Origin of the sequence: Pedobacter frigoris, assembly GCF_005116445.1 — a bacterium.
In the GTDB taxonomy this organism is placed as follows: Bacteria; Bacteroidota; Bacteroidia; order Sphingobacteriales; family Sphingobacteriaceae; genus Pedobacter; species Pedobacter frigoris.
Genome location: NZ_SWBQ01000003.1, coordinates 228,329 through 251,629, shown reverse-complemented (window position 1 = coordinate 251,629; position 23,301 = coordinate 228,329). Strand labels below are relative to the sequence as shown.

Below are 23,301 nucleotides of genomic sequence, written 5' to 3'. Positions count from 1 at the left end.
AGTTATTAGCAATGTATTATTTACTTTATATGGATAAGACCTGTAACCTTTTTAGGTACTTTTGGTCTAAACTACAATTATGATTATTCTCAGGCTAATAGGCGAAAGTTTTCGGTTTGCATCTGATGCACTGCGCCAAAATAAACTCAGGACATTGCTTTCCCTTCTGGGAATCACTATTGGTATTTTTACCATCATTTTTGTGTTTTCTGCAGTAGATTCGTTGCGGGCAAAGCTTCAGGCCAGTGTAGATAAATTAGGCTCAAAAACTGTTTTTGTACAAAAATGGCCCTGGGGAGGATTTGGAGATTATCCCTGGTGGAAATATGTGAACAGACCGGAACCTTCTCTAAGAGATTATCAATTGCTTAAAGACAGACTGGAATATGCGCAGGGTGTTTCTTATGAGATATCTGCAAATGAAAGAACTGTAAAATACAGGGCCAATTCAGTAGAAGGTGCAGGCATAAGGGCCGCATCTCAGGATTTTAATAAAACATGGAACCTTGATTTTCAGGAAGGCAGATACTTTACGGAAAATGAAGGCAGGGCCGGTTCGCCTGTTGTGCTGATAGGGGCTGATATTGCCGAAGGATTGTTCAATGGTGCTACAGCAGTAGGTAAATCTATCGTTGTCATGGGCAGAAAACTGAATGTCATAGGCGTATTTAAGAAGGAAGGGGAGGATATGATGGGAATGTCGCAAGACAAAAACATAGTAATGCCTTTGAATTTTGCAAAAGGAATTATGGATGTAGAAAGCGACCGCTATGATCCAACCATTACAGTGAGAGGGTATGAACACATTGCTTTAGATGAGATTGAAAGTGAAATACAGGGTGCGATGCGTTCCATCAGACGGATTAAGCCCGGTGCTGAGGAAGATTTCGCATTAAATAAAAGTACAATTGCTTCTCAGCAGTTGGATAGTATGTTTGAAAAGGTCAATCTTGCAGGCTGGGTTATCGGAGGATTTTCTATCCTGGTTGGCGGTTTTGGGATAGCCAATATTATGTTTGTGTCTGTAAAAGAACGTACCAATATCATCGGTATACAAAAGTCACTAGGTGCAAAGAATTATTTCATTTTGCTGCAATTTCTTTTTGAGTCCATAGTGCTCTGCCTACTTGGTGGATTGTTGGGGTTGTTCCTGGTATATTTGGTAACATTGCTAACCAAGTCCGGAGGCTTTGAGATTATCTTATTCCTGAGTAATATTATTCTGGGGGTTGGTGTTTCTGTTGCAATCGGTACAATATCAGGCTTTTGGCCTGCATATTCTGCATCCAGACTAGATCCGGTAGAAGCCATTAGGTCTTAAATGTAGAATTAAAATCTACATTTAGATGTTTTGCTGCCTCATAATTCTCCAATTTTGTTTTTACGCCTGTGCCACCTGATGTCATACGTTTTTAATATTTGGCTCCCTAATGTCTGTTTAAAGCGGTTTATACAAAAAATACTCCTATAAGGCTTGAAATCAGGACAATTGGCTATCATATTGACCATCTTAAGTAATAAGATTTAGCTTATGAAAAGGAAAGTTAATAGATTTAAGACACGTCCTATGAACAAGAACATATCTCCTGTAGAAATGAAGCGCATAAAGGTTTCAATGGAACTGGCTGAGGCAATAAAAAATGTGTTGATGAAGCGTAATATAACCAGAACGCAGTTTGCAAAAATGATGGGTCAGGATAAAAAGGTGATTTCTGTGTGGTTGAGTGGTACCTATAATTTTAATCTCGGTACGCTTTATGAAATTGTAGACCGACTGGGGTTAATGTAGCTCAATAATAATAAAGGTCCGATCTGAATCATCAAACCGGACCTTCAAAATCTTTTTATTGTTTTTAAAGCTTATTTTAACTCAAAGCTGTATGTAGCGCCCTTCCATACTCCAGTATAATCTTTACCGTGATGGGTTCCGGTAGCCTTTTTGTCCATATCACTGATTTCAACCACATAACGCCCAGGCCATAGCGGGATAAATTCAAAACCACCTTTGTCATCAGTATAAAATTCTTTAGACCATCCTGTAGGTGAAAAAACAGTCACCGCTTTTTTAGAGGCAACGGCGTCGCCTAGGAAAGCCGTCATTTTGATCGGGTTCTTTATTTTCAATGAGGTAACGTCCTCCAGATGTAATCTCAGTGCATTGGTATTTTGCAATGCTGCCGCCGCAACTTTCCCTACACTCACACCTGCGCTTGAAAGGAAATGGTATTTTGTGGTGCCGCCAAGCTCTTTGGCTTCATGACTTACGATGACAGTGTACGAACCATTTCGCTCAGGAGTAAAACTTCCCTCGAAATAGTTCAAACCAGATGTTACTTTCAGCTGAGTTTTCTTGTTGTCCGGACCTACCAGCCACAGTGTGAATTCTTTTACATCAGAGTACCATGTAGAAACACTGTCGCGTCCCAGGTCAGCGTATTCTCCGTAAAACACCTTCACCGCTTGTTTTTGTCCAACCTTGCCTGTAGCAGGTGTTTCTATCCACAATGCATGTGCAAACAACCCTGTTGTACTGAAGCACAATAGGGCAGTCAGTAATGTAAATAATGTCTTTTTCATTTTGTTTTATATTTGATTACAGTTTCTGTACTAATTTAAAATCACCTCTTTCACAACTGGTTTTTTAGGCTGATCTTTATTTTCAGCCCGACTGGAGGCAGGCTTGTCGGATTTGCCTTTTTTCTTTTTGAATTTACGTCCGTACCAGATCAGGAATCCGGTAATAGGGAGGGAAGCGCCGATTAGTGAAGCGAGAAAGGCCAATACCTTACCCGGGAATCCCAATATACTGCCTACATGAATATCGTAGTTCATCTTGCGGAGCTTCTGTCCAACCGTAGCCTCATCGTACGGAACTGAATAAGGATCCTTACGCTTCAGTTCCTTTAACGTATGCTGGTCAAAGGAATAACCTTGACTATTGTAAAACTGCCCGGCAGTAGGGTAGACGGTAATGTCTATCGTTGCCTTTGCACGTTTGGCATCCGGGAAACTGTAATAGAAACCCGTGGATTTAGGATGCTTACCGATCACCTTTGCCCATGCGGCATCCATAGCCTGTACAGGGGTGTAAAACTTACCTGCCTGCAGGGAATCAGATTCCATTCTTCTAAATTCCGGTAGTTTCTCACCAGCGGTAGTCACCCAGTAAAGTCCTTCACTATACCATTTGATGCCATATACCATTCCGGTTAGGGCAATTGCCAACAAAAATAACAAGGAATAAAATCCAAGTACATTGTGCAGATCAAGGTTTACCCGCTTAAAAGATGCACCCCATTTAATTTTGAAGCTCTTGTCTGTGATAGATTTATTCCACTTTTTGGGATACCACCAGATCAGTCCGGTAATCAGCAATACAACAAAGATCATTGTACCATAATTCACAATAGGCCGTCCTATTTCATAAGGCAACCAAAGGAAACGGTGACCGTTCAGGATGAACCTGAAAAAATCTGTTTCGCCTGGTTTGCGTACTTCTTTACTGATCACTTCTCCGCTATAAGGATTAATCTTGAGCAGCACACCACCGCCTCGTCTTCCACCACCCTCACCTCTGCGTCCGCCCTTCTTTTCCACCTTATCCCTCAGACTGAGGTTAATCACCTCACCCTGGTGGTAGTTTGCATAGGAAGGCACTTTGTCTTTATATAAATTGGCAGCAACAGCAGTTAGCTGAGAGGGACTGAGTACCGGTTTGTTCTGCCATTCCACCTTCGTTTCAGGTTCCAACAAACCAGTGATCTCCTCATTGAACACCCAGATACATCCCGTGATACATACAATTAAAACAATGACACCTGAAATCAGGCCCAGCCAGAGGTGAAGCCAGTTGTTGATCCTTTTAAAAAGCGAATCCTTGCTCTTCTTTTTCGGTGCTGAGGGTTTATTTCCGGTGATCATTGTTCTAATTTGTTAGGTGTGTATTTAATGTGTTTGTATGGGTGTGATTTAGAATTATTGAATGTGCTGAATAGCAGTGATGTTACCACCTTCAACCTTAACTCCTTGCTTAGCGGTTGCAGTACTTGCGTCTATCTTATAGATATAAGTTGTGCTGTTTATCAAATTCACACCTATGTAGCCGGTTTTTCCGTCTTTAGGGCTATAGTTAGTGGTAGTTATACTTGAAATTTGCGAAGCTTCAGGGAAACCGTTTACCGGGGTAACTGTTTTATTCACCACGTCAACAATAGCCAAACGCTTACCAGTCACATACTGCCCTTTTGTAGCAACAGGCTCAATGTTCGCTATGAATTTGTTTTGGCCAATGTTTAACCAATTGGTGATTACATAACCATTAGAAGCAGTTTCGAAGTTAAAAAAATACGTTTGGTCAAACTCTGTTGTGCCTGCTTTAATGCGGGTAATCGCTGAAGGTTTTGTTGAGGTCATTTTAGCATCTACTGCAGTAGTAGCAGGATCGTCATCTGCGGCTACTGATGATGAAAATGCATAGCAATCACCATTTTCAACCAGACCCAGACCATCAACGAAATACCTGCCGATGAAGCTTGTTCTGGTATCTCTGATGGTTTTTTCATATTGCATTTCCGGATAAGAAAATACAGCGATTCCAGCCTCATCAGGGAATTTGGTGAAGAAGCTATTGTAGATACTGAAATAAGGAGCAAATACTTTATTTCCAACTTGTTTGATCCAGCTCAAATGGGCAATTTCCCCATTACCGCTTGGTGCTATGGCATCTGAAGTACCTTTTGCTATCTCTTCATTGGTCACTGTGCTTACACGGTACCATTCGTAAACCGTAGGTGTACCCGCGGCAGCAATTCTTCTAGGCACTTTGATCGTGAGGATATCATTGTTTACAGGTGCAAAAGCATGTACTGTGGCAGAAGTAAAGTCGTTAAGTTTTTTTAATTTACCATCAGTAATGCCGTAAACAGTTACTGCACCCGGACTACCCTGACCGTATAACATGCTAAAGAATTTGTTGTTCGCAGTTACGTAATATCTATACAAACCAGCCTGTTCAGTGCCGTTGCCAATGATAGATACTTTACCTGTGTCAAGACTGGCCGTTGTTACCAGGTAATCAGCCTTACTGGCAATGGCGGTTGGGGTAACTGCAATAATGTAATTTCCAGGGTTTGGTGGAACCACTTCTCTATCAGATTTTTTATCGCAAGAACTTAATACTCCTGCAAACGCTAAGGCAAGAAGCGTTTTTGTAAACGTTGTTTTCATATTGATTTTTTTAAGAATTATTATTATGATTATCGTTGTGACTTATTAATGAAGTATCTGAAATTCAGATAGAATCCGCGACCAGGCTTTTGCAGGGCAAAATTGTCAAATACAGGTTTATCCGCGATATTCCGTGCTTCCAGAGATATGTTATACTTGCCATTTTTCATGCTGTAGACAAAATTCACATCGTGGGTAAGCTGTACCGCTGTAGAATATTTATCCTCTTCCGTGGGATTACCGAAACTTGGCCAGTCCAGCCAGAAGCGGTCTACAAACAACATGTTATAGCCAACGGTGAGGTTGTTGCCTTTGCCAAATGCATTTTTGAAAGAAGCAGATACATCCGCGTTACCAAAAAAGTATGGGATATTTGGCATTTGATCCAGATAAGCCCAACTTATTGCTTCAGAGTATTTTCCGGTATTGGGATCCCAGTCATGCTTTTGCAGGTTTTTCGTCTTTTGATAGGTTATAGTACCTCCTGCGCTCAACCAATTTTTATAAGAGTATCTTATTTCGCCATCGAAGCCTGTGGTGCGTACACCTTGGCGATTGCTGGACGTTGACCATTCTCTCCTTGGACCTGTCCCTCCAACTATGTGGGTATAGATATAGTCACTCGCATTCCTGTAAATCGCATTAGCAGTGATGGAAAAACGGTTAATTTCATTTATTTTAAATCCATAAATGATCCCTAAATTAAGGTTGTTACTTTTTTCGGGTTTTAGCGATGGGTTACCCTGAAAATTTTCCAGGTTGCCAAAAACTTCGTTAGCTTCCGGGATTCGATTAGCAAGTTCATAAGAACCACGAATCTGAAGATCTGGTTTAACGTAGTAAGCCAGGGCTGTACCATATCCAATTTTATAATTGGATTCTTTATTGTTTTCACCATTGACAACACTTCTCAGGAGAATATGCTTACCAAAAATATTCAGACTCCATTTATTGTCTACATTGTATGAATATCCTAGTCCGAGCACATTTTTATCCATTTTCTTTGGAGTATTCTTTGCGTCCAAATCAGGAAAAAGCAAATCCTTTTGTTTTCTATCAAAGGTAGAAAACACGTTGTTTATCGCTAACCCGTGGTTTTTACCAAGTTTATAGCTGACCATCGCCGTAGCCAAACCATTGTTGTTCCAATAATTTCGGTGCTGGCCGTTTTCATTTTCTCCCATTGATGGTTTTCCATCACGGATTCCGTCCCAATCATAATCTGCTTTAGCAGTGTCTATTGTTGTCTCATACCCAAGGTTATAATTGGCGTTTAGGGTGACATCTAAACCAGGAATTAAGTCTACCTTTTTATATTTTAGTGAGGGCATTACAATATTTCCACGCCTGTGCAATTGTCCATACACCGCAATCGGTGTGGCGGCATTCTGCATTTCCTTGTAATTCTGCCCCAGCGTAACACCCAGTAATAAATTATCAGCCCAGGATTTACCCACTATACCTACATTGGCTATTAAAGTTTCATTATGATAAACATCATGAAATCTCCTAACTGTAGCAGACTTTTTATCTGCTGCCATATTGTTCTGAAGTAATTGTTCAATCTGGATTTTGTAATTGTTGTCTGAGTAATTCTGGAAAGCGCTTAACTGTAGAGTAAGGCCAGATTTTGAGGTAACAGCGGTGTTAATAACGCTACGGTGCGTGTTAAATGAACCATAGGAATAAGATGCGTCAAGATAATTCCGGTGTTTGTCGCCAGTCACGATGTTCACCGCCCCACCTAAGGCATCAGAACCCAACCACATCGGTACCACGCCTTTATAAACCTCTACGCGCTCCGCCACATTGATCGGAATGTTATTGATTTGAAAAGACGATCCCATATTATCCATCGGGATGCCGTCAATAAAGAACCGTACATGTCGCCCCGAGAAACCATTTAAGGACAAATTGAAATTAGAACCCACACCACCAGATTCTCTCACTCGTACACCCGCAACCCTGTCCAGGGCGCTGGAGATATCAAGGGTCGTATTGTACAGTTTGGTCGCATCTATCGCTGTCACATTAAAAGCCTGCCTGTTTACCTCCTGAGCTTTTGTGCGGCCCAATACAGTTACAGTCTCCATTTGCTCAGTGCTTTCTGTAAGCGTAAAGTTTACACTGCCATTTTCACCTGCAAGAAGTTTGATTTCTTTTTTTTGCAATTTGAAGCCAATAGCATTTACCTGTAAAATGTAGCTTGCAGGTTTTACATTGCTGATTTTATAGTATCCGTTCTGATCAGAAATGGCTCCATGTCTTGAATTTTGGAGTTTTACGGATGCAGCAGGAATTGGTTCGCCTGCACTGCTGATGAGCCTTCCACTAAGGTTGGCTTGCTCTGTTTGAGCTTTTGAAAAAAATACGTTGGCACATAATATGCCTAATAGCAAAAAATTCTTAATTTGCATGACTTTTAACTACGATTAAAGGTAACCCGGGTTTTCCCGGTTTTGCCACACGGGTCCGAACCGTGTGGCTTTTTTTATGACGCAAATATAGATCTATTTAGACTTAATCCAAATAGTAGGCGAATATTTATCTTCTTTTTATTGAATAGTTAAAATGGGGATGGCTAAAACCGCCTATATTTTGTCGCATCTGCACCTCTGAGACGTAGATTTTCTTGTTTAACTTGGTCTTATAATTAGTAACATAAAATATGACTAAAGCACATCCATACCTAAACTTCGACGGCAAGGCCGAGGAAGCTTTTAATTTTTACAAGTCCATTTTTGGTGGAGAATTCACTTTTTTGCAAAAAATGGGTGATGTTCCGGGTTCAGACCAGATTCCAGAAAATGAAAAGAATAGGGTAATGCACGTATCATTACCAATCAGTGAGCATACAACGCTGATGGCATCCGACTGTTTACCTTCAGCCGGACACGTATTTGTAGAGGGGAATAATATGTATATCAGTCTCAGTCTAGACAGCAGGGAAGAGGCCGATCGTCTGTTTAACGGACTTTCATCTGGCGGGAATGTAGAGATGCCTATGGAAGATATGTTTTGGGGCGACTATTTTGGTAGCTTCAAAGATAAATTTGGCATCCAGTGGATGATCAGTCACAATGCACAGGCATAAAACAACAAAGCCGGCTGATCATCAGCCGGCTTTGTTGTTTTAAAGGTTAAACAGCAGTTAGCTTAATTTAGCCAATGCATTTTTGATTCTCAGAACTGCTTCTCTTAATTGATCTTCAGAGGCTGCGTAAGAAATACGGATACAATCCTCATTTCCAAAAGCTTCACCTGTAACAGTAGATACATGTGCCTCATTCAATAAGAATAGACAAAGATCTTCTGCATTGCCGATCACCTGATCGCCATTTTTCTTTCCAAAGTAAGCTTTAACTTCCGGGAAGAAATAGAACGCTCCGTCAGGAAGGTTTACTTTAACACCTGGTATTTCAGTCAACAAAGCGTGTACAATATCTCTGCGTTTTTTGAACTCTGCAACCATTTCATTTACCGATTCCAATCCACCTTGATAAGCTGCTAAAGCTGCGCGCTGGGCAATTGAAGAAGTACCAGAAGTAATCTGGCCTTGTAGTTTGTCACATGCGTTTGCAATTTCTTTATTTGCAGCCATGTAACCAACTCTCCATCCAGTCATCGCATATGATTTAGAGAAACCGTTGATCAGGATCACTCTGTCTTTAATCGAGTCAAACTCAGCTATAGAAGCATGTTTGCCAACAAAGTTGATGTGCTCATAGATCTCATCAGAGATGATATAAATGTTTGGATACTTCTCAAATACCGCAACAAGATCGGCTAATTCTTCTCTACTGTATACAGATCCTGTCGGATTGCATGGAGAAGAAAACATGAAAAGTTTGGTTTTAGGTGTGATTGCAGCTTCAAGTTGTGCTCCGGTGATTTTAAAGTTATTCTCAACGGTAGCATTGATAAATACTGTTTCGCCCTCTCCAAGTTTGATCATCTCAGAATAAGATACCCAGTAAGGTGTAGGAACAATTACTTCATCTCCTGGATCTACCAGGCACATCACTGCATTGGCAAGTGATTGTTTTGCTCCTGTAGATACAACAATCTGATCAAAGCTATAAGTTAATCCATTTTCTCTCAACAACTTTTCTGCCACGGCTTTACGCAATTCAGGATATCCTGAAACAGGCGTGTAGTAAGAAAAATTATCGTCTACGGCCTTCTTGGCTGCTTCCTTTACAAATTCAGGCGTAAAAAAGTCCGGCTCACCGAAACTCAGGTTAATAACGTCTATTCCTTTTGCGGATAGCTCTCTCCCTAACTTAGCCATTTTAATGGTCTGTGATTCAGATAGGTTGTTGATTCTTTTGGATAAAAATGTCATAATATTTTGTGCGAAGGCAAATAAAATTTTGTGCGAACGCAAATATATGAACCTGACTGAATTATAAACTAAAAAAAATACTTTTTCATATAATTCAATGGTTAAAATGTATTTTTGAGCGCTAAACCAGTTCAATTTGCAACCTAAGAAGAAAGCGATCCTCCTTGCATTATGCATCAGCATATTGCTCATGCTGGCAAAGTTTGTAGCTTATTTCATTACCCAATCCAACGCCATACTTACAGATGCTGCAGAGAGTATTGTAAATGTACTGGCCAGTGGTTTTGCATTTTATAGCATCTATCTTACCACCATGCCCAAAGATGAGAATCATCCCTATGGTCATGGTAAAGTTGAGTTCTTTTCTGCCTTTTTAGAAGGAACTCTGATCACCATAGCAGGTTTAATCATCATTTTTAAATCCGGGTATGACCTGATTTATCCAAAGCAAATCACTAATCTTTTTGAAGGCGCGGCAATTATCGGGGTTACTGGTTTTGTCAATATGATAGTGGGATACTATCTTATCAATGCAGGTAAAAAACATAGATCTATTACGCTGGAAGCAGATGGTAAGCATTTGCTCACAGACGCCGTTACCAGCGCAGGTCTGGTTGTGGGGGTGATATTGATTAAACTCACGGAAATATACTGGCTGGATGGCGTAATATCTATCTTATTAGGTATTTATATAATTTACAACGGCTATAAGCTAACACGTCGCTCGGTGGGTGGACTGATGGATGAAAGTAATATTGACCTGGTCAAAGACATCATAGCTATTCTGCAGCACAATAGGAAAGATCCCTGGATCGACGTACATAACCTTCGCGCACAGCAATATGGTGCAGATTTGCATATAGATTGTCATTTTACATTGCCTTATTATTTCGACCTCAACCAGGTTCATTATGAAATATCTGCGATAGATAAACTCATCAACGGGGAAGCGCACCATAAAACAGAGCTTTTTATACATGCAGATCCCTGCCTGCCAGCTTGCTGTAATTACTGCAAAATGAAAGAATGTCACGTAAGGCAAGAGCCTTTTAGAGCCGAAATTGAGTGGACAATAGAGAATGCAACTAAAAACCAAAAACACTTTGATCAATGAGCTATTTTAATGTTAGGGTCTACGGTATCTTAATAAACGACAATCAGGAAGTGCTGATCAGTGATGAACAATCGGGTGGCAGGATTTTTACCAAGTTTCCGGGTGGCGGATTAGAGCTTGGAGAGGGGCTAGCTGATGCACTTAAGCGGGAGTTTATGGAGGAATGTGATTGCGAGATCGAAGTACTTGATCACATCTATACCACCGATTTTTACGAACAATCATCCTTCAATGATAGCCAAATCCTAAGTATATATTACCTGGTAAAAGAGGTTCATCCTTTATTACTTAATTTCAAAACAACAGCATTTGACTTTGAAGAGGGTACATTGCAGTCATTCAGATGGATTCCAATGAAAGCTTTGTCAATTGACCATGTTACCTTTAGAACCGATCAGCGGGTTATAGAAATCTTACTTAAACAATACAGCAAATGAGCTTAACCGAGCGGGACCAGAAGGTGATCTGGCATCCCTATACACAAATGAAGAATGCATTGCCACATATCCCGATAGTGAAGGGGGAGGGCGCTTATTTATTTGATGAAGAAGGTAATAGATACATAGATGCAGTTTCGAGCTGGTGGGTAAATATCCACGGACATGCACATCCGCACATTGCAGAAAAGGTTTCCGCACAGCTGAAGACTCTTGAACATGTTATTTTTGCCGGATTTACCCATGAGCCTGCAGTGCAACTTGCAGAAAGGTTATTGCCCTTACTTCCTGGAGATCAGCAAAAGGTATTTTATACGGACAATGGTTCTACAGCGGTAGAGGTAGCTCTGAAAATGTGCCTTCAGTATTGGGTCAATACGAGCAAGCAATCCCGCAGTAAAATCATCGCTTTTAAAGATGCTTATCATGGGGATACATTTGGCGCGATGTCAGTCAGCGGACGGAGTATTTTTACCAATCCGTTTAATGCCCTGCTTTTTGATGTGGAGTTCATTGACCTTCCCAATGAGCAAAATATAGCCCAGCTGAAAGCAAAGATCAATTACTTATCCAACGAAGTGGCCTGCTTTATCTTTGAACCGATGGTACTTGGAGCAGGAGGTATGCTGATGTATGAAGCTCAATACCTGGATCAGCTAATTGAAACTTGTCAGCAGCACGGCATACTCACGATTGCAGATGAAGTAATGACAGGCTTTGGCCGTACCGGCAAATACTTTTCATGTGAAGCTTTAAGTACAAAGCCCGATATATTTTGCCTTTCTAAAGGACTGACCGGCGGTACGATGCCACTAGGGGTTACTACCTGCAACCAAAAGATATTCGATGCTTTCCTAAGCGATGACAAACTCAAAACTTTGTATCACGGCCATTCATTTACTGCCAATCCTATTGCATGTACGGCATCGTTAGCGAGTCTTGATATTTTACTCAGTCCGGAGACATTGCCCAACATTCAAAGGATTACAGCAAGACATAAAGAATTTGCGCAACAGATTAGCGGGCATCCAAAATTAAAAGACGTAAGGCAACTTGGAACTATCCTGGTAATGGAATGGGAGACAGGTACTGACAGTTCTTACCTGAGTGAACTCAGAAATAAACTGTATTTATTTTTTCTGGGAAAAGGGATCATTTTAAGGCCTTTAGGCAATATAATCTACATTTTACCTCCATATATTATCAATGATGAGGATCTGATGTATATTTACCAAACTATAACTGAAGCATTGAATGATATATAAAGACCGTTATTCACCTATCTTCGTCTGTTTTTTGTTTCGTCTTATCGAGGATCTATGTTCGTCATCCCGAAGATTTATATTTTGTCATCTCGAGGGAAGCGTAGCGAGGAGAGATCTCTTGAAATAGGCCGAACAAGAGATCTCTCACATTCGTTCGAGATGACGGATAGCAAACACGAGGTGACGTATAGCAAACAGGTTAAAGTAAAAAAGAATTAACAATAGCAACTAAATGAACATCAAGCCGATCTTAGAAAACATAGTAAACGACAATACCTTACATGCCAAATGGCTGAACACCCTTTCTTACATGGAAAATGCAGGAGCAAAGAAGATTTCAGCATCTGAACATAAAGAAAACGTAAACCTGATTATTCTAAAACACGCTGCGGAAGAGCATCGTCACGCTTATTATCTGAAAAAGCAATTGGATAAGCTGGCACAGGGCAGCCTTTGCAAGACATACACTAATGATGAATTGCTGACACCTAATCAAACCAAGTTCTATTTAAATGCGCTTGATGTTGCGGTATGCCGTTACCTCAAACAAGAATTTAATCTAAGCGGATATGAACTGAAATTTGCTGCCTATCTGTTTGTGACCTATGCCATTGAAGTACGCGCAGATGAGCTATACCCGATTTATCAGGACGTACTTACCGCTGCAAAAAGCAAAGTAAATGTCAAATCTATTATCCTGGAAGAAGAGGGGCATTTGGAAGAAATGCTCAATCAGCTAAAAGATTTCTCTCCTGATTGGGAAAAATATGCTGAATTGATTGTTAAAATAGAGCAGGGAATGTTTGAAGACTGGATGACAAATCTGGAGATTAAACTGCAACTACCTTCCCTGGCGTAATCGCATATAGTTGATCACCTTCTTCAGGTTTTAGAATAGCTAAACCGGTAAAAACACTAAAAGCCGGCAATACTGCGCAATGTTTTCCAAAGTAGAAGCAGGGAAATTTCAATCGTTGTTTGGCTTTGCCATATAATACTACACCGGGATGTATATGTCCTGATATGTTGTAGTATTCGTCAAACTCTTTAGGTTTATCATGTATAAACCTAAACGGGGCGAGCAATAGTTCTTTATTGTAGACTTCAATACCCAGCGCCTCATAGTCTGCATTTTTAAGTGCATCATGGTTTCCTTTAATCAGCACTACTTTTAGTTGAGGATAACTTCTTCTCCATTCTAAAAAGGCATCAGCATCACTGTTGATCTTGTTGTGAAACATATCGCCTGTAACCATTAGCGTTTCAGGTGAATATTCGTTCATCAAAGAAGTAAGTCTCTGCAAATCTGTCAAACCTACTGTACCGGGTACCTGTATCCCAAATTTTCTGAAATGTGCGGATTTTCCGATATGCAGGTCACTGATGATCAATATCTTTTGAGCCGGCCAATAGATCGCTCTTTCTTTACTTAGTATCAGTTCTTCTCCACGGCAATTAATGGTCATTTATCTTCTTCTCTGGTTCTTTTTCTCTGCCTCAGCAGTCATTCGTTCAATTCGCTGGCTCAATTCTTCACTACTCATGTTGTCTCTCAAACTGTCTACCTTAATCGGGAAGCAAAGCGGGGTGTAACTCTCCGCCTTTACTATCACGACTTTACTGCGCTGTATCCTGTGCAGGGAAGCCGCCAGTCTGGGCTCTTCAATCTGCTGAAAAAACGCTTCATCATAAGCTTGTCGCAATAATAGGTTATGTTTATCATAATCACTAAAAACGTTGAAAAATAATGCCGACGATGATTGCAGGTGTTTATTGGCCACATACTTTCCGGGATAACCCTGAAACACCAGTCCGGATATACAGGCAATGTCTCTGAATTTTCTCCTGGCCATCTCTGTAGCATTGATACTGGCGACGATATCATCCGTTAAATTTTTCGGAGAAAACAAGTCTTTGATATTGGCTTCATCAAGCGGAATGGGTTGCTCACTGAGCAATTCAAAACCATAATCGTTCATGGCAATGGAAAAACTGATCGGCTTTAACCGACCCAGGCGATACGCAATCAGTGCCGCCATAATTTCGTGTACCTGTCGGCCTTCAAAAGGATAGGCAAAGAAATGATAACCATCCCTGGTGTTGATCAGTTCGATCAGAAACTCGTCGTTTTTCGGTACATGCGATACTTTGGCCTGTCGCTCGAAGAGTGGAAGTATGAAGTCCAATTCCTCATCATAATGCTGCTTGTCAAGCGTTTCATTGTACTTTTGTCGCAACACTGCACCTAAGTTGGAAGTGAGTGAAATCCGTCCGCCCATCCAGCTCGGACTCATGGCAGTCTTTTGCTTGCTTTTCCGCACCATCGCCATCATGTCTTTGATCATGATAAACTCCAGTACCCTGCCTGCAAGTGAAAAACTGCTGCCCGGTTTTAGCTTAGCTACAAATGACTCTTCCACCATACCCACATAGCCTCCGGTAAGATATTTGACCTTAATCATCGCATCGCTGACGATAGTTCCGATGTGCAACCGATGCCGCATTGCAATCTGTCTGCTCTCTACCTTCCACAATCCATCCTCGTCCTTCGATACCTTACTGAATTCTGTATAGGCCGTAAGGCTGTCGCCACCGGTGGTGATAAACTGCATGATCCAGCTCCATTCCTGCGGCAGCAGTTCCCGGAAAGCATGAGTTTGCTTTACCTCAAAAAAGATCTGCTTGTCATCAAAACCATCACCCACTGCGAGCGAAACGAGGTATTGGATCAAAGTATCAAACGCCATGACGACCGGTTCCCGGCTTTCAATATTTTGAGTCCGGGCGGCTTCCTTGATGGCCGCCGCTTCTACAAGTTCGAGCGCATGAGTAGGCAGGAAGTAGATTTTGGAAGTTTCATATGGGGAGTGACCACTACGTCCTGCCCGTTGCAGAAACCGGGCTACCCCTTTAGGTGAACCAATTTGAACTACAGTATCAACCGGCTTAAAGTCTACTCCTAAATCCAACGAGGAGGTGCATACTACTGCCTTTAAGACTCCGGTATGGATAGCCTCTTCAATCCAGTTTCTAAGTTCATAGTCTATAGACCCATGGTGAATGGCCAGTTGGCCCGCCAGGGTTTCATCCTGCGCCAGCAAAGTCTGGTACCACAATTCTGCCTGTCCCCGCGTATTTGTAAATATCAGCGTTGTTTTGCTTTTATGGATGATGGGCAACAGCTTATGTGCCAGTTTATGGCCCAGGTGACCTGCCCAGGGCAACATGTCTATATGATCCGGTAGGATAGATTTGATTTGGATCTTCTTTTCTATATCAGCCTTGATGATGGTTTTGAGGACATCATCATATGGCACCAATACATCCATAGCCTGCTCCATGTTGCCTATCGTAGCGGATATTCCCCAAATCCTTAATAGTCTTTCCGGATGATGTTTATTGACCATGCCCTTGATCCTTGAAATGGCTAGTTCGGCCATTACCCCACGTTTGCTGCCTATGAGTTCGTGCCATTCATCCGCTACGATGCATTGCAATTCGTCAAAATAATTAAAAGTGCTTTTCTGCGCCAGCAGCAAATGCATGCTTTCAGGTGTGATGATGAGTACCTCGGGCATTTGCTTTTTCTGCTTTAATTTTTCACTCTGAGGGGTATCACCATTGCGCACGCCTACCATCCAATCCAGCTCCAGTTCATCGCAGACTTCACGCATGGCACGGGCTAGGTCTTTTGCCAGAGATCTCAAAGGTGTAATCCAGATCAGCTTTAACCCATTTGGCTTCCTTTTCTTTGATTTACTTACCTTGGTTAGTTTTTCGGTTTCTATTTTTTTATTCAATTCATCAATAACAACAGCAAGAAACATGGAAAAAGTCTTCCCAAATCCTGTTGGGGCATTGACGAGGCCACAATAACCTTCAGCATAATATTGCCAGGCATCGGTTTGAAACTTAAAAGGCTTTTTTTTGCTTTTTTTCAGCCAGGTGATGACCTGTTTATATCCTTTGCTGCTGGTTAGTTTCATATGGGTTATATAACAAAAAGAGAAAGAATAGGTTTGGTGTATTGTAGGTCAATCCCGTTGTGTTCTGCTTATAGATTCCTAGCGTTCAGCTCTAATTTTCTCCTGCTTTTCTCTTGCTTTTCTCTTGCTCCTCTCTTGCTATTGTCTTGCTTTCGCAGGAAAAACCCAAAATTAAGGCAATATTTAAGTAAGCTAAAAACAAGATTAAAATACAGCGGAGTATATAGCGATCGTTATAGAGTTGACTGCAACAATTGCCTTAAGTCATCCAATGTATTGATCTCATCGGCTTTTTTATCCTTACGCCACCTGGCGATGCGGGGGAATCTTAAAGCAAGTCCGGCTTTATGTCTTTTACTTTCCGCAATTCCCTCAAAAGCAATTTCGAAAACAAGCTCAGGCTTCACAGTACGTACGGGGCCAAACTTCTCCACCGCATTCTTTAATACGAAAGAATTTACCTCTTTGATTTCTTTATCTGTAAGTCCGGAATAAGCTTTAGCTATGGTGATCAACTTGTCGCCATCTCTAACGGCAAAGGTATAATCTGTATAGAAGTTGGCTCTTCGTCCGCTTCCTTTTTGAGCATAGATCATCACAGTGTCTACTGTATAAGGATTGATCTTCCATTTCCACCAGTCACCGCGTTTTCTGCCCGCATGGTACATAGAATCCCGTTTTTTGAGCATGATACCCTCGCTGTTGATGTCGCGTGACGATAGCCTGATTTCCGCAAGTTCATCCCAACTGTTGAAAGGTACTGTAGGGGATAATGCAACTACATCGGTGGTCTTTAATGTTGTCATTACCATTTCCAGCTTTTCCCGTCTGGAGGCCATTGATTCCTCCCTGATATCTTTGCCATTAAGCTCTAATAGATCGTATGTAAAGAAACCTATCGGGGCTTCCTCCAATTGCGATTTATTGATTGTCTTACGGTTCAAGCGCTGTTGTAAAGTACTAAATGACTGCACCTTTCCATCTTTCACAGAAAGTATTTCTCCATCCAGTACAGTCCCGTCTTGCAATTCATCGAGCAGGAAATGCAGTTCAGGAAATTGATCTGTAACCAATTCTTCACCCCGCGACCAGATGAACAGCTCGCCGTTGCGCTTTACTACTTGTCCGCGTATACCGTCCCATTTCCATTCTGCCTGCCATTCATTGGGTTCGCCAAGGGATTCAGGTTCCGCTTCTAAGGCATAAGCAAGGCAAAAAGGGTAGGGCCATGAGTTATCAGTATTTACATGCGTGCCTTGTATGAGATCATCGAAGGTAATGTCTGCAGGTTGCCACTTACCCATGATGCTGTGCATGATCTTATTGCTATCCGTATCACTTTGTTTAGCCAATGCATTGACGAGCATTTTGTTAGATACACCAATCCGGAAGTTACCGGAGATGAGTTTATTAAAAATGAACCGCTCTTGAGTTTCCAGGCTATTCCAGGAATCCAGGATAAAGTTCTTTTTATACGCATCGTCTTTTCCGTGCAAGGCACTTAAATCATTGATCCACTCATGCAACTTGCGGTCGATGGACTTTTCGGGCGGAGGCAGGACCAGTGCGATGGTTTCACTTAAATCACCCACACTGTGGTAGCTTTCCGCAAAAAGCCATTCCGGGATGCCGCTTTGTTCTATAGCCCATTGCTTGATTAAGGCCGTATTGACCGGACGTTTTGGTCTTTTACCTGTGAACATCGCGATCACGTAAGGTTTGTCCATATCATCTGCTTCATTGAAATACTCAACCAGCGCGGTAATCTTATCGTTGGTCTTATTGCTCATTTCGAGCTTTTGGATCAGTTCGGTAAAGCGTCTCATTTTGATTACGGTTTTAGGTTTACGAATTACGACTGACTTTCAATTTTCGGTTCCTCAGAAGCGGTTTCCAGAACCTCTTCGTCATTCTCATTGCCATATTGTGTTTTCACCTCTTCGGCTGCAATGCCAATTTCATTGAGGTATTTAGAAAATGTAGCGGTAAAACCATGGGTGATGTACACTTTTTCTGCCTCAGTGGCTTTAATGGCTGATAGTAATCCCGGCCAGTCTGCATGATCACTCAATGCAAAGCCTGCATCGGCACTTCTCCAGCGTCGCCCGGCACGAACCTGCATCCATCCTGAACAGGCACCTGTGGCTGGATTAATTAGGTTTTTAATCCAGCGTCCCTCGGCCAGCGCAGGTGGAACAATGACTATTCCCTTTTGCATATCATCTTTTTTAGTATCGGCCGTGATTCTGATGGTTTCCGGCAGATTAACACCGGCATTGATAAAGCCTTCGTTGAGGTTAGCAATGGAATTGTGGACATAGATATCACTGTAACCGGCAAGGCCATTGATCAGCCGCTGTGCTTTTCCAAGACTATAAGCGACCAATACACTTGTTTTCTTTTTGTCGTGGTTGTCGGATATCCAGTCTTTGATGCCAGACAAAACCACTTCCTGCGGTTGCCATTTATAAATAGGCAAACCGAATGTGCTCTCAGAAACAAAGGAATGACATTTAACAGGTTCGAATGCTGTACTAATGCCATCATATTCCACTTTGTAATCGCCTGATACCACACAGATTTCACCTTTATACTCCAGGCGGATCTGGGAAGACCCGATGACATGTCCGGCTGGGAAAAGACTCACTTTGACGCCATTAATGCTGATTTCCTCATTATAACGCAGTGTCTGAATTTTAAGATCTACTCCGAGCCGTCGATGCAGAATTGGTTTTGTGAGTTCGTGACATAGATAAGCGTCATTTCCCCATTTTACATGGTCTGCATGACCATGGGTTGTTACAGCCAGTTTTACAGGCTTCCATGGGTCAATGTAAAAGTCGCCCTGTTTACAATAAATGCCCTTACTGGTAAAATTGATGAGTGCCATTTGATAACAACACCCTCAGGATGTAAAAGTTTTTTCATGAAAATCATGTTCATTCATATGATTTTATGGTTTGTTGCGTTTTAGTTACATGTTGTCTTTTTAGAATAGGATACTTATTTATATTATTACGAACATAAACACAAACAACAAATGAAGCCGTTATGATTTATTAAAACCATGCTTGGCATGAATAAACCGAGCTTGCGAGTTCTTGAATGCAAAAGCCATTTTATTCAAGTAAAAAATCTGATCGCTTCATCACAAATGAAACAAATTATAAACAAATGAAAATTTTAAGAACCAGTTTATTATTGGCAGTTTTTGCCTTATTTGCCATTACCTTACAGTCTTGTAAAACACGAAAAGTTGCAGCCAAGCCAACTCCTCCGGTACAGAAAGAAGTAACTCCAGTTGAGGAAAAAGTTGTGCCCCCGGCACCAGTAGAAAAGAAAGCAGAACCTGCGCCTGTTGAAGAAAAACCAGATTATACTTTTACCAATGTATTGTTTGAATTTGATTCTGGAGTGCTGAAAACCTCCTCTTTTGAAGTGCTCGATAAAATGGCGAAAGAAATGAAAAAGGATCCTTCCGCAAAATTCGTTTTAAACGGCCATTCTTCGATCGAAGGATCTGTCTCACACAACATGTCGTTATCTGTAGACAGGGCCAATTCTGTTAAATCTTACCTGATCAATGCGGGTATTCCGGCTGCAAACCTGACTATAAAAGGCTACGGTGCCGCTCAACCTGTTGCATCTAATGATGCAGAGGAGGGAAGAGCTAAAAACCGTCGTGTTGAATTTCAGGTCAGCCGTTAAAACCCTACATCTATGGAAATAAAAAGGGGGCACATATGCCCCCTTTTGTATTTTCTTTCTATTTTTACCGGATACTAAGTATTTATGCCATATACAAATAGACTTGTACTGTTACTCTTTATTATTCTTTTCAGTCAGCTGTCAATAGCCCAAAATAAATTCACGGTCAATGGTACGGTTACCGATTCCGGTACGGGAGAGACGCTGATAGGTGCGAGTGTAAAACTCACAGGGAAAACCAGCGGCGGAGCGGTGACCAATTCTTACGGATTTTATTCTGTCAGTATCCCAGAAGGAAATTACGAAGCTTCAATCAGCTTTATAGGCTACAAAACGATCAAACAGAGTATTACTGTAAGCAAGGATATAAGACTTAATCTTGCACTGGTTGAAGATAATCAATTGACTGAAGTGGTGATTTCAGCAACGAAAAGAGATGAAAATGTAAGCAGTCCACAAATGGGACTTCAAAAAATAAATGTCAGAGAAATCAATAATGTGCCTGTTTTGCTGGGAGAAAGAGATGTTCTGAAGACATTGCAGTTGCTTCCCGGAATAAAATCTGCGGGAGAAGGGAACAGTGGTTTTTATGTTAGGGGAGGCTCTACAGATCAGAATTTGATTTTGCTGGATGAGGCGCCGGTTTACAATGCTTCTCACTTATTGGGTTTCTTTTCCACCTTTAATTCTGATGCGATAAAAGATGTTAGCGTTTATAAAGGGGGAATGCCCGCCCAATATGGCGGTAGACTGGCTTCTGTATTGGATATTAAAATGAACGACGGAAACCGGAAAACTTATACGGCAGAAGGTGGCCTGGGATTGATATCTTCGAGGGTAAAGGTTGAAGGACCTATTGTAAAGGACAAGGGCTCTTTTATGATCAGTGGACGGCGGACCTATCTGGATGCATTTTTAGCCTTGTCGCCAGACAGCTCTATTAATGGTAATACGCTGTTTTTTTATGATTTAAACGCCAAAGCCAATTATCAGCTTGATGAAAAAAACACTTTATTCCTTTCAGGCTATTTTGGAAGAGATAAGCTGGGTATTTCAGAAACTTTTGGCTTCAACTGGGGAAACTCTACGGTGACATTGAGGTGGAATCATTTGTATAGCAACCGCTTATTTTCGAATACCTCGCTGATTTACAGCAATTATAATTATGTGATCCAGAACTTTATGGAAGAGAATAATTTTGAAGTTAACTCATCCATTAAAGATTTCAACCTTAAACAAGACTTCGAGTATAGTTTAAATAGTAAACACAGCATTAAATTCGGCGTCAATGCCATCCATCACACCATTGCACCGGGCAAGCTCACTGCTTCTGAGGCTTCGAGCGTAAATGAAACGACTTATGAGAATAGAAAAGGATTAGAAGCTGCCGCTTATATTTCAGATGAATGGTCTGTAAATGACAATCTGAATCTCGTGTATGGCCTTAGGCTGAGTAGTTTCTCTTTATTGGGGCCAGGTAATTTTAAGACCTATGATGCAGATGGGAACACAAGCAGTGTTACAGCTTATAAAAGCGGTGAATTTGTTAAAAATTATATCAATCTGGAACCCAGATTTTCCGCAAGCTATAAAATAAATGGCTCGAGTTCTTTTAAGGGTGCGTATACCAGGAATATTCAGAATGTACACCTGATGTCCAACTCTACTTCCACTTCGCCTACGGATCTGTACATCATGAACAGCAACAATGTAAAACCGGAAATTGCAGATCAGGTAGCTACCGGATATTTCAAAAATTTCAATGATGATAAATATGAGTTTTCTGCAGAAGTTTATTACAAGTGGATGCAGAATCAGATAGAGTACAGAAGCGGGACTGACTTGAGAGGGAATGGTAATGTGGAAGCGGATCTCTTGTACGGCGATGGAAGGGCTTATGGAATTGAACTCTTTTTAAAGAAAAGATTTGGAAAGTTCAACGGATGGATAGGCTATACCTGGTCCAGAACTGAGCGTCAGTTTGATGCGATAAATGAGGGTAAGTGGTTTTATGCAAAGCAGGACAGGACGCATGATCTGTCTCTTGTGGGGATTTATAAAGCCAGTACAAGGTGGACATTCTCTTCAGTATTCGTATATAACACCGGTAATGCGGTAACTTATCCTAGCGGTAAATATCAGATTAATGACCGTACGGTATTTTATTATACTGAAAAGAATGGCTATAGAACCCCTTCTTACCACCGTCTGGATGTTTCAGCTACGCTTGAAGGAAAACCAGGGAAAAGACTGCAATCGAGCTGGTCATTTGGTATATACAACTTATACAACCGTAAAAACGCCTTTTCAATTGATTTCGAAGATAATCCGGACAATCCAAGTCAGACACAGGTTGTGAGAACTACCTTATTTGGTATTATTCCTTCAGTAACATGGAATTTTAAATTTTAAATGATGATTAACAAAATATTTAATATAATAGTGCTTTTCGTATTGCTGATGTCATTTTCCGGCTGCGAAGAGGTAATTGATCTAAAGCTTGATGATGCTCCTTCAGCGGTTGTTATTGATGGAGGTCTAAGCGATCAGAATGAAATTCAGGTTGTAAAGGTATCTACAACTTATAAGTTCACAGAGAATAATAAGTTTAATGGAGCCAAAGGGGCTAAGGTTGTACTTACCTCAAGCACCGGCAACATTTATACCTATGCTGAGGTCTCGCCCGGAATTTATAACAGCCCGGTGTTTAGAGGGAGGTCTGGTGTGACCTACACCCTCAATGTCACTTTAAACAACAAAACTTATACTGCAAGTTCCGTTATGCCTGCTAAGGTTAATCTGGATTCGCTTACATTTAAGGAATTTAGTTTCTTTGGGACATCAAATACCTATATCGCTGCCAATTATAAAGATCCTGCGGGCATACAAAATCAATATCGTTATATCTTAAAGGCTAAAGGGGTAATTGAAGAGGATGCGGTTAGCGAAGATCGCTTTGATGACGGAAATAAGGTGGCCAATGTAATTTTTTATGAATTAAATGATTTAGTAGCCGGTGATTTAATCGATGTGGAATTTCAGTGTATCGACAGAAATGTTTACAAGTATTTTTTCAGTTTAAATCAGTCAGAAGGAGGAGGTGGTCCCCCTGTTGCCCCGGCAAATCCCCCATCTAATTTCAACAATGGGGCTTTGGGCGTATTTAACGCACACACCTCAAGTAAAAAGACAATCGTACTTAAATAGGGGCTAATCACCG

The 23,301-nt window shown here is 41.2% G+C and carries 19 protein-coding genes; 10 read left to right on the top strand and 9 right to left on the bottom strand.

The features are described 5' to 3' along the window. The first annotated feature begins 79 nt into the window (after window positions 1-79). The gene (locus FA047_RS11815; protein WP_136836279.1) at window positions 80-1,321 is read left to right on the top strand and encodes an ABC transporter permease; all 1,242 of its coding nucleotides are present in this window, start codon (window positions 80-82) and stop codon (window positions 1,319-1,321) included. A 246-nt stretch (window positions 1,322-1,567) separates the two neighbouring features. Next, entirely contained in the window at window positions 1,568-1,789 is a 222-nt protein-coding gene (locus FA047_RS11810; protein ID WP_169304394.1) for a helix-turn-helix domain-containing protein, read from the top strand. Window positions 1,790-1,860: 71 nt separating this feature from the next. Here the strand turns inward: FA047_RS11810 and FA047_RS11805 are convergent, their stop codons facing one another. From FA047_RS11805 to FA047_RS11790, 4 genes are read right to left on the bottom strand one after another with little or no spacing between them, the layout of a single operon-like run. After that, a complete protein-coding gene (locus tag FA047_RS11805) occupies window positions 1,861-2,577 on the bottom strand; it encodes a DUF4198 domain-containing protein (protein WP_136836277.1) in 717 nt (238 codons plus the stop codon). A gap of 30 nt (window positions 2,578-2,607) precedes the next feature. Next, window positions 2,608-3,921: a PepSY-associated TM helix domain-containing protein gene (locus tag FA047_RS11800; protein ID WP_136836276.1), complete on the bottom strand. Its 1,314-nt coding sequence runs from the start codon at window positions 3,919-3,921 to the stop codon at window positions 2,608-2,610. A 54-nt stretch (window positions 3,922-3,975) separates the two neighbouring features. Next, entirely contained in the window at window positions 3,976-5,226 is a 1,251-nt protein-coding gene (locus tag FA047_RS11795) for a DUF4374 domain-containing protein (RefSeq protein ID WP_136836275.1), read from the bottom strand. Window positions 5,227-5,255: 29 nt separating this feature from the next. Next, window positions 5,256-7,643, bottom strand: coding sequence for a TonB-dependent receptor (locus FA047_RS11790; RefSeq protein ID WP_136836274.1), 2,388 nt, complete (start codon window positions 7,641-7,643; stop codon window positions 5,256-5,258). Window positions 7,644-7,894: 251 nt separating this feature from the next. Here FA047_RS11790 and FA047_RS11785 point away from each other — a divergent pair, with 251 nt between their 5' ends. After that, a complete protein-coding gene (locus tag FA047_RS11785) occupies window positions 7,895-8,320 on the top strand; it encodes a VOC family protein (protein WP_136836273.1) in 426 nt (141 codons plus the stop codon). A gap of 57 nt (window positions 8,321-8,377) precedes the next feature. On the opposite strand, the gene FA047_RS11780 is transcribed toward FA047_RS11785, so the two are convergent. Next, the gene (locus tag FA047_RS11780) at window positions 8,378-9,571 is read right to left on the bottom strand and encodes a pyridoxal phosphate-dependent aminotransferase (RefSeq protein WP_205943300.1); all 1,194 of its coding nucleotides are present in this window, start codon (window positions 9,569-9,571) and stop codon (window positions 8,378-8,380) included. Window positions 9,572-9,761: 190 nt separating this feature from the next. Between FA047_RS11780 and FA047_RS11775 the strand changes: the two genes are divergently transcribed. The 4 genes from FA047_RS11775 to FA047_RS11760 all read left to right on the top strand — a co-directional run bounded on the left by FA047_RS11775 (window position 9,762) and on the right by FA047_RS11760 (window position 13,246). Next, entirely contained in the window at window positions 9,762-10,685 is a 924-nt protein-coding gene (locus tag FA047_RS11775; protein ID WP_394347580.1) for a cation diffusion facilitator family transporter, read from the top strand. Next, window positions 10,682-11,122: an NUDIX domain-containing protein gene (locus FA047_RS11770; protein ID WP_136836271.1), complete on the top strand. Its 441-nt coding sequence runs from the start codon at window positions 10,682-10,684 to the stop codon at window positions 11,120-11,122. The genes FA047_RS11775 and FA047_RS11770 overlap by 4 nt, the downstream gene beginning before the upstream one ends. Beyond that, window positions 11,119-12,387: an adenosylmethionine--8-amino-7-oxononanoate transaminase gene (gene bioA / locus FA047_RS11765; protein WP_136836270.1), complete on the top strand. Its 1,269-nt coding sequence runs from the start codon at window positions 11,119-11,121 to the stop codon at window positions 12,385-12,387. Before FA047_RS11770 ends, bioA begins: the two co-directional genes overlap by 4 nt. A gap of 232 nt (window positions 12,388-12,619) precedes the next feature. Continuing rightward, the gene (locus tag FA047_RS11760) at window positions 12,620-13,246 is read left to right on the top strand and encodes a hypothetical protein (protein ID WP_205943299.1); all 627 of its coding nucleotides are present in this window, start codon (window positions 12,620-12,622) and stop codon (window positions 13,244-13,246) included. On the opposite strand, the gene pdeM is transcribed toward FA047_RS11760, so the two are convergent. The 4 genes from pdeM to FA047_RS11740 all read right to left on the bottom strand — a co-directional run bounded on the left by pdeM (window position 13,218) and on the right by FA047_RS11740 (window position 19,263). Then, window positions 13,218-13,853, bottom strand: a complete 636-nt coding sequence (gene pdeM, locus FA047_RS11755) for a ligase-associated DNA damage response endonuclease PdeM (RefSeq protein ID WP_136836269.1) — start codon at window positions 13,851-13,853, stop codon at window positions 13,218-13,220. The genes FA047_RS11760 and pdeM overlap by 29 nt on opposite strands. Beyond that, window positions 13,854-16,373, bottom strand: a complete 2,520-nt coding sequence (locus FA047_RS11750) for a ligase-associated DNA damage response DEXH box helicase (protein ID WP_136836268.1) — start codon at window positions 16,371-16,373, stop codon at window positions 13,854-13,856. It abuts the gene before it with no gap. 233 nt (window positions 16,374-16,606) lie between these two features. Beyond that, entirely contained in the window at window positions 16,607-18,199 is a 1,593-nt protein-coding gene (locus FA047_RS11745; RefSeq protein WP_136836267.1) for an ATP-dependent DNA ligase, read from the bottom strand. A 26-nt stretch (window positions 18,200-18,225) separates the two neighbouring features. Continuing rightward, entirely contained in the window at window positions 18,226-19,263 is a 1,038-nt protein-coding gene (locus FA047_RS11740) for a ligase-associated DNA damage response exonuclease (RefSeq protein ID WP_136836266.1), read from the bottom strand. A gap of 284 nt (window positions 19,264-19,547) precedes the next feature. On the opposite strand from FA047_RS11740, the gene FA047_RS11735 reads away from it, so the two are divergent. The 3 genes from FA047_RS11735 (at window position 19,548) to FA047_RS11725 (ending at window position 23,288) form a co-directional block, all read left to right on the top strand. Then, window positions 19,548-20,081, top strand: a complete 534-nt coding sequence (locus tag FA047_RS11735) for an OmpA family protein (protein ID WP_136836265.1) — start codon at window positions 19,548-19,550, stop codon at window positions 20,079-20,081. Window positions 20,082-20,165: 84 nt separating this feature from the next. Continuing rightward, on the top strand, window positions 20,166-22,493 hold the full coding sequence (locus tag FA047_RS11730) for a TonB-dependent receptor (RefSeq protein ID WP_136836264.1): 2,328 nt from the start codon (window positions 20,166-20,168) through the stop codon (window positions 22,491-22,493). Then, window positions 22,494-23,288 carry a DUF4249 domain-containing protein gene (locus tag FA047_RS11725; RefSeq protein ID WP_225872713.1) on the top strand — a complete coding sequence of 265 codons (795 nt, stop codon included), beginning with the start codon at window positions 22,494-22,496 and terminating at the stop codon, window positions 23,286-23,288. It abuts the gene before it with no gap. The last annotated feature ends 13 nt before the right edge of the window (window positions 23,289-23,301 follow it).